A 12771-nucleotide genomic window follows, 5' to 3' on the forward strand; every position below is an offset into this window, starting at 1 on the left:
GTATCATTAACTAAAAGATTTAACCCATGGCTTTTAAACACAAAAAAGACCCTTTCGGGCCTTTATTGGTGGGCATATTTTCAGTAATTAAAGTTCAACCTATACAAGCATTAAGAACAGCAATCTCTTCGCATACTCTTTTTAGGTAACTTATCGTAAATCACTTTTGCCATTAATAGTGCCAACACAATACCCGAGCCCATGGTGACATACGAAGGAAGCAGTTCATGCTCGTGACCAATTTGCGGCATCACCACAAAACCAAACTCTGCCACAAGATAGTTAACCAATACACCAAACGCTAATGCGACACCCAGTACGCCGCCTAGATAGCCAAACAAGGCGCGCTTACCTAACTCTTTAGTGACAACGCCTAAAGTCGCGATATTAGTAGCAGGACCTGCCATCATGAACACCAATACCGCACCAGGTGAAACACCAGCCAATAACAAACCAGCCGCAATCGGCGTGGATGCTGTAGCGCAGATGTACATAGGCACAGAAATCAATACCATCACTAACATAGCCAGTATGCCATCCCCCCACTTGGCAAGAAAATCACCAGGCACAAACGTCTGTACTAATGCTGCAAAGAATAACCCCACCAACAACCATAACGTGGTATCTCTGACTAAATCAGTGGCGGCATAAACCAACCCTGATTTCACTCTTGATAATATTGACTCATTTTTAAGCTCTGTCGCCATGTCTTTAGTGGATTCACAGCAGCTTTCAGACGATTCAGCAGCGAGATCCGGCTTACTTGAACAACAACTGGTCTCCTCTGCCATAAGGTTAGCTTTATCCGCTTTGCTTGCACAACAGCTAGCTTTGTCTGACTTAACCTCAGCTTTATCCACTTTACTAGAACAACAGCTGGTTTTTTCAGGCTGTACCGCCTTACTTGAGCAACAGCTTTTAGTCTCAGTTGTACTAGCCATCATAGGCGCTGTATCAGGTGTAAATTTAGGCGCTGCGCTGGCTTTATTTTTACTGCAGCAAGAAGAAGTCACTTCACCTTTATCGCCAAGCTCGCGGGCTAATTTTTCACCCTTATCTAACTTAGTTTCAACGATTTCAGGCTTATCATCTCGTCCGACTAATAGCCCAGCCACAACAGCACTGGTGATAGCAGCAATAGGGCGAATGATGGCCATAAATGGCCCTAATAAAACATAAGACACCGTTACTGAATCGACACCCGTTTCAGGCGTCGACACTAAAAATGATGTCGTTGCAGCTTTTGAAGCACCCGAGCGACGAAGTCCCACTGCCGCCGGAATAACCCCGCATGAACACAGCGGCAAAGGTGCGCCAATAACAGCAGCCTTAACAACAGTTTTTAAACCGTGACCACCCAGCTGTTTTTGCATCCACGCCATCGGCACAAACACTTTTAACAAGCCAGCCAACACTAGGCCTAATAACAGCCACGGCGCTGACTCTAAAAATAACTCAATAAAATTACTTAATAACATAATATGTCCTACCCCTGCTTTTCTGCATGAAGGTGATGTTCAACTTTTGGGCTTAACTCTTTATCGGTTGATTCTAGCGCCTCTAAAATAGAGCAGTGCTCAGCACTATCAGGTCCGCCGCAACACGCCTGTGATAATTTATTTAATGAACTGGCAAAAAATTCAAGCTCTGCGATCTTCGCCTGTACTTGTTCTAACTTGGTATCCACCAAGCCTTTCACATCGGCGCAGGCCCAATTAGCTTTGTCCAACTCAATCGATAACAGCTCTGCAATATCATTTAAACTAAAGCCGACCGCTTTCGCACGAATAATAAAACGTAATTTTTGCGCATCATCTTGGCTATATAGTCGATACCCTGCCTCTGAACGAGTTGAAGATGTCAATAAACCATGCTTTTCATAAAATCGCAGCGTATCTGTTTTAACATCAAATAAAGTCGCGAGTTCGCCAATTCGATACATATATTTACCTGCCCAGTGAAAACTTAAATTCAAACCTTTACCAGCTTAATAAGCCAATTATAAACCTTGGAGTTAAATCCAAGGTCAAGGGTTTTATAGAACAAAGTTCACCCCCTTACTTTGTTCTTATTTCAATATTGTGAAATCGCGCATAAATTTCCCGAAATAACACTGATTACGTTAAAATACGCGCGTTTCATTACGGCCCACCTAAAAACAATAAGATGAAGGGCGTAGGAACTTTGGCAAAACAGATTTCACGCAACTGTGTTCGAGTAATTCTGTTTTGCCAAACTTCCTTAAAATAAATAGTGGACACTGTACCTACATGAATACTGTCAGACCTATTCGTCGCGCGCTGTTAAGCGTATCTGATAAAACTGGAATGCTTGAGTTTGCTAAAGCATTACATGAGCAAGGCGTAGAATTACTTTCTACTGGTGGCACCGCTAAATTACTTGCTGATAATAATATTCCAGTGACCGAAGTCTCTGACTACACGGGTCATCCTGAGATCATGGATGGTCGTGTTAAAACTCTGCATCCAAAAGTACACGGTGGCATTCTAGCCCGTCGTGGTATTGATGAAATCGTGATGGAACAAAACGCCATCAAACCAATCGATTTAGTTGCCGTTAACCTATACCCATTTGCTTCTACTGTAGCAAAAGAAGGTTGTACCCTTGCCGATGCTGTTGAAAACATCGATATCGGTGGCCCAACAATGGTGCGTTCTACCGCTAAAAACCATAAAGACACCACGATTGTTGTTAATGCTAGCGACTACGGCCGCGTCATTGCAGAAATGCAAGCAAACGAAGGTAGCACCACACTTGAAACCCGTTTTGATCTAGCGATTGCAGCGTTCGAGCACACTGCAGCTTATGACGGCATGATTGCTAACTACTTTGGCACTATGGTTCCTGCCCACAGTAAAGATGAGTGTCACGAAGATTCAAGCTTCCCACGTACATTCAACACTCAGCTAATCAAAAAACAAGATTTACGCTACGGTGAAAACAGCCATCAAAAAGCGGCTTTCTATGTTGATAGCAACATTGATGAAGCCTCAGTTGCAAGTGCAACACAATTGCAAGGTAAAGCGCTGTCATACAACAACATCGCCGATACTGATTCAGCACTAGAATGTGTTAAAGAATTTGACGGCCCAGCTTGTGTCATCGTAAAACATGCTAACCCTTGTGGTGTGGCATTAGGCAACACGATTCTTGAAGCTTACGATCGCGCATTCAAAACTGACCCAACGTCAGCATTTGGTGGCATCATCGCCTTTAACCAAGAGTTAGATGCTGATACCGCAAAAGCCATTGTTGACCGTCAATTTGTTGAAGTGATTATTGCGCCAACAATAAGCCAAGCAGCACGTGATATCGTGGCAGCAAAAGCTAACGTACGTTTATTAGAGTGCGGCCAGTGGAATACTAAAACCACGACTCAAGACTTCAAACGTGTTAACGGCGGCTTATTAGTTCAAGACCGCGACCAAGGCATGGTTGATGTGGCTGACGTTAAAGTGGTATCAAAAATACAACCAACAGCCGAGCAGCTAACTGACTTAATGTTCTGCTGGAAAGTGGCTAAATTCGTTAAATCTAACGCGATTGTTTACGCAAAAGATGGCATGACTATCGGTGTCGGCGCTGGCCAAATGAGCCGTGTTTACTCAGCTAAAGTGGCTGGCATTAAAGCGGCTGACGAAGGTTTAGTGGTTGAAGGTTCAGTGATGGCATCGGATGCCTTCTTCCCATTCCGTGACGGTATCGATGCAGCAGCGGCTGCAGGTATTAGCTGTATCATCCAACCGGGTGGCTCAATCCGTGATGAAGAAATCATCGCAGCGGCAGATGAGCACGGCATTGCCATGGTATTTACTGGCATGCGTCACTTCCGTCACTAAATAGCATTTGAATAGAGCAGCCTCATTTGGCTGCTTTTTTCGTTTTTAAAAGATTATATTTTTAATTGTTTGAGGGTGAATCAATGAGAGTCTTAGTAATAGGCGGCGGCGGACGCGAGCACGCACTGGCTTGGAAAGCAGCACAATCACCACAAGTTGACACTGTATTTGTCGCGCCAGGCAATGCGGGCACGTCTTTAGAGCCAAAACTAGAAAACGTCGACATTAACGTTGAAGCGATTTCAGAGTTAGTTAAGTTTGCTCAAGACAACAAAATTGAATTGACGATTGTGGGTCCAGAAGTGCCATTAGCACTGGGCGTAGTCGATGCTTTTAACGAAGCAAAATTACCGATTTTCGGCCCTACCCAAGGCGCTGCGCAGCTTGAGTCTTCAAAAGCCTTTACCAAAGACTTTTTAGCACGTCATAACATCCCAACAGCTGACTACTCAAACTTCACTGAAATTGAAGCAGCAAAAGCGTACTCAGCAGAGTTAACCTCAAAAACAGGTTTCCCTGTTGTGATTAAAGCTGACGGCTTAGCAGCAGGCAAAGGCGTGATTATCGCTGCTGACCAAGCTGAAGCTGATGCGGCAATCGAAGACATGCTAGCTGGCAACAAGTTCGGTGAAGCCGGTTCTCGCGTCGTTATCGAAGAATTTTTAAAAGGTGAAGAAGCCAGCTTTATCGTGATGGTAGACGGCAAAAACATCTTAGCAATGGCCACCAGCCAAGACCATAAAGCCCGTGATAACGGCGATTATGGCCCTAACACTGGCGGCATGGGTGCATACTCACCAGCCCCTGTTGTCACCCAAGCCGTTCACGATTGGACGATTGCAAATGTTATCCGCCCAACGGTTGATGGCATGGCAGCAGAAGGCAATGTATACACAGGCTTCTTATATGCAGGATTAATGATTTCTCCAGATGGCAGCGCAAAAGTACTTGAGTACAACTGCCGCTTTGGCGACCCAGAAACACAACCAATCATGATGCGTCTACAATCAGACTTAGTTGAGCTTTGTCTAGCAGCCACCCGTGGTGAGTTAGATACTGTGACTGCAGAATTTGATTCACGCGCAGCAGTCGGTGTTGTACTTGCAGCAGGCGGTTACCCAGATGCATACCGCAAAGCTGACGTGATTGACGGTTTATCTTTAGGTGATAACAACGCCAAAGTATTCCACGCTGGCACAGCAATGAAAGACGGCCACGTTGTCACTGCAGGCGGCCGCGTATTGTGTGCTACTGCGTTAGGTAATACAGTTACAGAAGCACAAGCAAGCGCATACAAGTTAGTCGATGCCATCCACTGGGATGACGTCTACTTCCGCACTGATATTGCCTACCGTGCAATTGCACGTGAGCAAGGGAAAGCATAAACTTTTGGTTTGAGGTTAGTAGTTGTTAACCCACTAACCTCAAATCAGCTAAGAGCAAATCCCTGTGATGGTAGCTAATACCCAAAATCACAGGGATTTTTGTTTAAATTAGTTTCTGAAAATAACTATTCAATTAGATCAAATTTAATTGAGAAAGTTTCTTGGCTTCTTTTTCCTTTCCATAACTTTGCATTTGGATGTTGTTCTCGAATTATCAAGCAAATAATATCTAAAACATCTTTACTTATCTCTGGTCCAAAATATATTCCGGTCAAAGCATTTAGTTCATATTTGCAACAAGTCCCGGCAACTGGATGGATACATCGCCACTCTTTCTCATATTCCCAAGATTCTGATTTTATGTATAAATGATCTATACACGTTCCATATTTCTGATGTACCAATAAATTAACTGCATTTATTTCTGGATAGGTATCTGGATATTCAACTTTTCTTACTTGCGAAAACATTTTCTGTGAAGTATCAAACTCTAAACAAAACCCTGTTTGCTTATCGGCATAATGAGACCACATTAAGTGATCATCATTACATTCAGAAAAACACGTAACACCAATATTTTTCATATTACGGTTTATGTAAGAACGCACACGATGATCCGAAAGATTCTTAATCAAGGTGTTAAAGTTATCATTATTAGAATTTTTTAATGCTCCAAGAGTTATATCTGGAGTCTCTGCATCTTTATATAGAAACTCTTGTAATACTTTTATTTCCGAACTTGTTGGCTCAGAAATTTTTGCTCTAATTGCGCAATCATAAGGATCATTAAAATTTAACGGGGAGCCGAAATACAGGGTTCGAGACTGTAAGTTTTTCAAGCTCTGTACGCTAAATGCTTCATATTTATATAGCTTCTTTGGTTTACTCATAGGTTCTTATTTGCCTAGTTTTTAAGTTATATACCTGAACGACTATTATCACTATATATCAAAAGCCTTTCGTAAAATAACCTCAATCTAACCAATTGCCTGCCGCAGGCTTTTGCACAGATGCATCTAAGACACGCAGCAAGTACATCCCTGTAAGCTCTGCCAAAACATCCATGTTTTGGAAGGTCTTAGACGCATCTGTACTGGGTATTTCACCTCTTCGATTTAACTTCATTTGTATTCAGTAATAGAACAAAGCCGCAGTATCCATTTAACTTGAGGCCATCAAGAAAATTGCGTGAGTCCAGACATGGATGTCTGGCTAGCTTTCGAGGGGAAGGGACGCCCCATCGAAAGCGTTAGTCATTTTCGAAGATGGTCGAAGTAGAATCAAAACGAGGCCAAAAGATAAACAATACTCCGTTGGAAATTTTGCTTTTTAAATTTCGCCGGAGCGCTGAGGGATTATCAAGGGGGACAAGCGCTTTCCCCCTTGATTTTGGTGTGGGCGAAGCGCCACGATCTTAATTTAGATGCAGAAGTAGAAGTGGATTTAGATGTAGATTTATAAAATAAAAATCACTTCGGCATTTCTGCCGAAACCCAATTACCAGTATGACTGCTCATTCAGTGCATCCACACAAAAACTATCCCCTTCAATCGGCTCAATCTCGGTGCCAACTAATGACTGTGCTAACCATCCTTCAGGGTAAGTCAGGATAAGAGGTGCTTTGATGCAGTCTTCGCTGATAGGGTTAAAGCCAACCTTAACGTAGTAGTTAGGGTCACCGTAAGTAAATACTAACTCAACACCATTGTCTTTAAGCTGCTTTAAGCCAAAGTTAATTAGCCTTTGGCCAATCCCTTTTGCTTGAAAAGCAGTGCTCACCGCAACAGGAGATAAAATAAATGCATTGGCTTTATTCGCTAATGTTAAACGGCTAAAGAAGATAGCCCCTACAATCTTGTTTTCTATGGTTGCAACAAAGCCCAACAAGTCAGTCTCAGGTGTTGTCACAATCAATTCAGAAACTAAGTGACCAATCACCTTGCCTTCAGCCTCGCCCTCAGCATCCCCAAACGATTGAGTAAATAACTCAATAACATCGTCTGTTGCGTTAGTAGTGAAAGTCGATAACTTTATAGTGTCATCTGTCATATTTTGCAATTAAGCCTCTGAAACGGAATTTATTGATGTCATATAACATTATTATCGACGGTTATTTCACTACAAGCCAGTTTGCTAAAATCAAATTGCGACCCTAAAACAAAAAAGCCGAGCATGGGCTCGGCAAAGGGGTGATTCAAATGAAAAATGGGTTAATCACGGTTATCGGTATCTTCGTACTCAGTAATTTTGGCACCAAACTGATAGCCACCATTATTACGGTTGTATTCGCGAAATAAGCTTACTGAGAAATAGGTCGGTGCATCAGTATCAATCACACCTGAAACCACCTGTGCCAATGTTTCTACGTCATGCTCTGCAGAAAAATAGAAATGCTTGGTTTTCTGCAACGATAACTGCTTAGCTTGCTCTTTTGTGATAAGGATTTCACTAAACTGCGTCGCTACAATTCTCGTAAACTCAGTATGGTACGCATCACCTTCTTCTAGCAACAGCATAGATGTTTCAGCCACCACCATTTCACTCATAGCTTGCTCTAATTGAGCTTGTTCAGATGCTTCATTGGCATTTGCCGTCGCTGAAACACCCAATGCGCTAAATGATAGCGACATAAGCACTGCGCCAATTTGTTTTTTATTCATGTAATACCTATATATCGTGGCGGTTTATTGAGGTGCGAAAGCCTCTCAATAAAGGAAAATCTCAATAACCGCAGTCTACCCTTTACAGATCTAAGCAATTAATCGCTTTTGAAGGACTCAACCCTCATATAGCTTGTTTAAGGCCTAAACTTAACCGCTTAATGCCTTCGAACAAGCAGTTCAAATCACATCAACATTTTTCGGTAATATTTTAAATGGGTATTTATGCACGCTAAATAACTATTATGAATAGCTATGCTTAATAAATGTCTGAATTGTTAAAACCAGCTAAATCCAATCCAATTAACGCCTATAACAACGACCCACAAACATCGACTTGAGCTACTGCTTTATGGCAGGATGTCGCACCGTCACAATTTAATAACAATAGTAACCAAGGCTAAAAATAACTTATACCTAGCACGACCTATAATAAAAATAACATTAGGGATAGCTTTATGTCTGACTCTCAAATCAAGCAGCCGAGTTTGCTTGATGCACTCTTACCCGTCTTTGCATTAATCACTATGCTTGGCGCTGCGGTATACCTTTTTTCATCTGACAGCTCTTCAGGTGCTAACCAAATAGCGCTGATCCTTGCTGCGTGTATTGCCATCGTGATTGGTTATAAAAATGGTTACAGCTGGAACCAAATGGAGCGCGGAATAGTCAACAGTATTGGTATCGCCACAGGCGCATTACTGATTCTATTTACTGTAGGATCGCTCATTGGTACTTGGATTTTGTCAGGTACTGTACCGACAATGATTTATTACGGTATGCAAATCCTCAACCCCAAATATTTCTACGCTGCAAGTTGTATCTTGTGCGCAATAGTCGCTATCAGTATCGGCAGTTCATGGACGGTGGCCGGTACAATAGGTATTGCACTGGTGGGCATTGCCTCGGCAATGGGCTTAGATATTAATATCACCGCTGGCGCTATTATTAGTGGTGCTTATTTCGGCGATAAAATGTCGCCATTATCTGATACCACCAACCTTGCGCCCGCTGTTGCAGGTTCTGATATTTTCAGTCATATCAAGCATATGACTTGGACAACCGTGCCAAGCATCATTATTGCGCTCATTGTGTTTACGATTATTGGCTTGTCTGCGGATGTGTTGAGTTTTGACTCGCAACTAGGCACAACGTTAGCTCTGCTTGAGCAAACCTACGACCCCGGCCTGCATTTACTCTTACCCCTGTTAGTCGTGCTGTTTTTAGCAAACAAGAAAATGCCCGCTTTCCCTACCGTCATTTTAGGTACCATTGCAGGGGCAATTTGCGCAGCCCTTTTCCAATTCGACAACATCATAGCGTATGTTAATGAGCCCGATTTATTGCCATTTGTGGCGATCATTAAAGGCATTTGGATTGCGATGTTCGATGGTTACGTGGCAGCCACGGGCGATGAGGTACTGGATAACTTACTCAGCCGTGGTGGTATGAGCAGCATGGTCACTACCGTTTGGTTAATTCTCTGTGCCATGGCGTTTGGCGGCGTCATGGAAGTAACAGGCTTACTTTCAAGATTACTAGAAAGCATTCTTAGCTTAGTCACAGGTACCAGTAGCTTAATCATCACTACATTAGGAGTTTGTATCGGCGCTAACGTGATTACTGCCGACCAGTATATCGCCATTGTACTGCCTGGAAGGATGCTGAAACTTGAATATCAAAAACGTCAACTTGCTGCTGTGAACCTCAGCCGCGCCCTTGAAGACTCGGCCACTGTTACCAGCCCATTAATTCCTTGGAATACTTGTGGCGCATTTATGGCAAGCACCTTAGGTGTAGCGACTATCGCTTACTTGCCCTATGCGATATTTAACTTGGTCTGCCCATTTATCAGTGCATCGTATGCTTACTTCAATATTAAAATTGAGCCGTTAGAAGAAACCGAATTAACGATAACTAATCCAAGTGAAGGTTAACCGAATTTATCTTTTAACCAACCATAATGATAATAACTCCACTGCCCTATTCGCCTTGCTTTGGTAAAGGGCATCGCAGGCAGTGGCGCGTTATAAAGCGGTAAATCAGGTAAAGATTCACCAGCAATACTTTGAGCTAGCCTAAAGGCAGCTTGAGCACTAAAAGATACTCCTGCGCCACAATAACCAAGGCTATAACCAACACCATTTTTACTGTACACATGGGGCATGTCATCCATTGATGCCGCGATCCAACCTGTCCAGTTATAGGCAATTTTTTTGCGGCTTAAATACGGGAAACATTTATCCATAGCTAGCTTTAAGCGCTGACCATAAATAGGTTCAGCCGCATCTTTGCCCCATACCGCGCCTCTTCCGCCGAATAACAGTCGGTTATCAGGTAGCAGCCTAAAGTAATACTTTAATATTCTGGTATCCATGGTGACTTGGTTAGTATGCAAACCCGCTTGGGCTAGCTCATCATCGGTCAATGGCTCGGTGACAATAATATTACTTAAAATGGGTAAAAACTTGTCATCCACTCGCTGATTAAACTGTTTTGGTGAGTAGGCATTTCCCGCCATTATCACTTTGTTTGCCAACAGTTCACCATGCTCGGTAAGCAGTCGATGTTTACCGTTTTCTTCAATCCAATCGACAACACAAGACTGCTCATTAATGCTAACACCTTGCTTTTGAACCAATGATTTATAACCCAGTAACAATTTCAGCGGATTTACACCAAAGCCATCATTAAGCCTTAATGCCCCATAAGCTTGATGATGATTGAGATATTGAGTTTTAAACTTATCAGCACTAATAAATTGCGCCGTAAAATCACTGTCTTGCGCCATGTTTTGCTGAATAAAATCAGCGGCGGCTTTAAGGCTGTTAAGCGCTTTGGGGTTATGCGCCACTTTAAGATAGCCATGTTCTTGGGGTTCACAGGCTATCTGGTGTTGATTTATCAGCCCTTCTACTCGGCTTACCGCTTGACTGAACTCCTGATAAATACCTTGTGCAGTAGCAAGATCCCACCGCTTTGCCATAGCTGAGTAGCCTAAACGGCCTGAACCTTTAAGCACGAACCCCGCATTTCGTGCACTGGCACCAAACCCTACCTGATTAGCTTCAAGTACACGGCAATCAATATTAAATTCAGTTGCTAAGTAATACGCTGTTAGTAATCCAGTGTACCCACCGCCGATAATCGCCACATCTGTTTGTTGACTACTCTTAAGTGAAGGTAGTAGCGCAGGCAAGCTTTGGGTCGATGCCCAATAACTATCTGCAAAAGGTTGCGATGCTGGCGTGCTGTTGATTAAAGGATCGTAATAACTTGAGGGCATACAAGGTACTCATTTATCGCTGTGCTGAAATACATTAAAAGTGATGTTTTGAAGCGGACTTAGCCAAATTCAATCACCATTTCACAAGCGGTGCAGTGACAGTCATCACCACATATCACGCACAAGTAATCGCTGTTGTCATGTCGCTGATTCCAGCGACTCGGGTGTAATTTGATGAGTTTACCTCCAGCATGTGTGAAGTAACCTACTGCTGAGTTATTGGGGCTTTGCTGCCACAAATGACTCACGCCAGCTTTAGCCCCTTGCTGTTTTACTGCTGCAATTGAAGCCTGCAATAGCCGAGAACCAATACCTTTCCCTCGCTGACCTTCTGCCACAGTATTGCATTTGAAGTAACACATATCTTCAACGGAAACTGGCCACTTATCTGGAGTGCACCATTGATCAATGGGCCACTTTCCCGCCGCATAAGTTAATCGAAAACCGACGATAGTTGATTGACTGTCAATCTGTGAAGTTTCATCACTTATCGCGATAAAATGCGCATTAATATTATTTTTTATGCCCATTTGATAAATTTTTTCAAGGGAGGCGAAATTTAAATAGCCTTCACCATGCACGAGATTACCTAGTTCTATAACCTGTTGAAAATATTCAGGAGTTAAGTTTCTTATCATTATTATATTGACTCCAATTGTCATCATTATATCGCCAAGACTACACAATAAATTCGGCAAAATAAACGATGTTAATCTTTTGTGATAATTTGGCGATAACACAGTGAGATCCCTTTGCCAGAATCGTTAGCAATTAAACAAAAGGAGCTCTGTTATGAAATCATCAGTCTTAAAGGCGTCAGAAGTACAACCGTCAATTTCAGTATCAACATCATCTGCATCAATGAAAACTAAAGCGACTCTACTTTCACTTGGCCTAGTGGCTGCAGGTCTATTCAGTGTTTCAGCCACTGCTGCAGAATTAGAAATTAGCGTGGTTAACTTAACCCATGGTAATCACTTCACCCCTATCTTAATTGCAGCTCATGATGCTGATAGCCACTTATTTGAAGTCGGCACCGAAGCAACACCAGCATTGCAAAAAATGGCTGAAGGTGGCGATGTTGGTGATTTAGACGCTGCTGTGATGGGCGCAGGTGGTTTTACCGCAGTTAACCCTGCGATGGGATTACTAGCACCAGGGGCTAATGTCAGCGAAGTGATGCTTGATTCCATGGAAATGACGCACCTTTCAATTGTTGCCATGGTGCTACCAACCAATGATGCCTTTATCGGTTTAGATGGTTGGGAAATCCCTACTGAAGCAGGTAGTTATACAGTTTACTTAAATGCCTATGACGCAGGCACTGAAGCCAATGATGAAATGGTTAATGGCGGCGGTATGGCAGGCGTTCCAGGTATTCCTGCAGCACCTGGTGGTGACGGAGGTATGAATGGTACTGGTGTTATGGATGGTTCTACTAATGCTAATGTTCACACTCATCCAGGTGTGCTTGGTGATACTGATGCAACCGGTGGCGCAAGTGATTTAGATAGCCGCATTCATCGCTGGTTAAACCCTGTTGCGAAAGTAGTTGTTACTGTCAAATAAGGGGACTCGCG

Annotated in this window: 12 protein-coding genes; 4 read left to right on the forward strand and 8 right to left on the reverse strand. The window is 42.9% G+C overall.

Annotated elements, in window-relative coordinates; genetic code table 11:
• Positions 1-110: 110 nt before the first annotated feature.
• Both Q4600_RS13915 and zntR read right to left on the reverse strand, forming a co-directional pair.
• Positions 111-1478: an SO_0444 family Cu/Zn efflux transporter gene (locus tag Q4600_RS13915; RefSeq protein ID WP_102526413.1), complete on the reverse strand. Its 1368-nt coding sequence runs from the start codon at positions 1476-1478 to the stop codon at positions 111-113.
• An 8-nt stretch (positions 1479-1486) separates the two neighbouring features.
• Positions 1487-1942: a Zn(2+)-responsive transcriptional regulator gene (gene zntR, locus Q4600_RS13920; RefSeq protein ID WP_248957007.1), complete on the reverse strand. Its 456-nt coding sequence runs from the start codon at positions 1940-1942 to the stop codon at positions 1487-1489.
• A gap of 328 nt (positions 1943-2270) precedes the next feature.
• Between zntR and purH the strand changes: the two genes are divergently transcribed.
• Positions 2271-3860, forward strand: a complete 1590-nt coding sequence (gene purH / locus Q4600_RS13925; RefSeq protein ID WP_303517042.1) for a bifunctional phosphoribosylaminoimidazolecarboxamide formyltransferase/IMP cyclohydrolase — start codon at positions 2271-2273, stop codon at positions 3858-3860.
• An 83-nt stretch (positions 3861-3943) separates the two neighbouring features.
• Positions 3944-5245 carry a phosphoribosylamine--glycine ligase gene (gene purD, locus Q4600_RS13930; protein WP_303517043.1) on the forward strand — a complete coding sequence of 434 codons (1302 nt, stop codon included), beginning with the start codon at positions 3944-3946 and terminating at the stop codon, positions 5243-5245.
• A 125-nt stretch (positions 5246-5370) separates the two neighbouring features.
• Here the strand turns inward: purD and Q4600_RS13935 are convergent, their stop codons facing one another.
• The 4 genes from Q4600_RS13935 to Q4600_RS13950 form a co-directional block, all read right to left on the reverse strand.
• The gene (locus Q4600_RS13935) at positions 5371-6135 is read right to left on the reverse strand and encodes a DUF2971 domain-containing protein (protein WP_303517044.1); all 765 of its coding nucleotides are present in this window, start codon (positions 6133-6135) and stop codon (positions 5371-5373) included.
• Positions 6136-6217: 82 nt separating this feature from the next.
• Positions 6218-6370, reverse strand: a complete 153-nt coding sequence (locus Q4600_RS13940) for a hypothetical protein (RefSeq protein ID WP_303517045.1) — start codon at positions 6368-6370, stop codon at positions 6218-6220.
• A 372-nt stretch (positions 6371-6742) separates the two neighbouring features.
• On the reverse strand, positions 6743-7294 hold the full coding sequence (locus tag Q4600_RS13945) for a GNAT family N-acetyltransferase (RefSeq protein WP_303517046.1): 552 nt from the start codon (positions 7292-7294) through the stop codon (positions 6743-6745).
• A gap of 161 nt (positions 7295-7455) precedes the next feature.
• Positions 7456-7905 carry a hypothetical protein gene (locus Q4600_RS13950; protein ID WP_102526408.1) on the reverse strand — a complete coding sequence of 150 codons (450 nt, stop codon included), beginning with the start codon at positions 7903-7905 and terminating at the stop codon, positions 7456-7458.
• Positions 7906-8363: 458 nt separating this feature from the next.
• Between Q4600_RS13950 and nhaC the strand changes: the two genes are divergently transcribed.
• Positions 8364-9842 (forward strand): Na+/H+ antiporter NhaC, encoded by a 1479-nt coding sequence (gene nhaC, locus Q4600_RS13955; RefSeq protein WP_303517047.1) that lies wholly within the window; start codon positions 8364-8366, stop codon positions 9840-9842.
• Here nhaC and Q4600_RS13960 read toward each other — a convergent pair.
• Positions 9839-11191, reverse strand: coding sequence for an FAD-binding oxidoreductase (locus Q4600_RS13960; RefSeq protein WP_303517048.1), 1353 nt, complete (start codon positions 11189-11191; stop codon positions 9839-9841). The genes nhaC and Q4600_RS13960 overlap by 4 nt on opposite strands.
• A gap of 59 nt (positions 11192-11250) precedes the next feature.
• Complete coding sequence (locus Q4600_RS13965; protein WP_303517049.1) at positions 11251-11829, reverse strand: GNAT family N-acetyltransferase; 579 nt, start codon at positions 11827-11829, stop codon at positions 11251-11253.
• Between the two features lie 223 nt (positions 11830-12052).
• Between Q4600_RS13965 and Q4600_RS13970 the strand changes: the two genes are divergently transcribed.
• On the forward strand, positions 12053-12760 hold the full coding sequence (locus tag Q4600_RS13970) for a spondin domain-containing protein (RefSeq protein ID WP_303517082.1): 708 nt from the start codon (positions 12053-12055) through the stop codon (positions 12758-12760).
• Positions 12761-12771: the final 11 nt, after the last annotated feature.

This window comes from Shewanella sp. 2_MG-2023, assembly GCF_030548905.1.
Taxonomy (GTDB): Bacteria; Pseudomonadota; Gammaproteobacteria; order Enterobacterales; family Shewanellaceae; genus Shewanella; species Shewanella electrodiphila.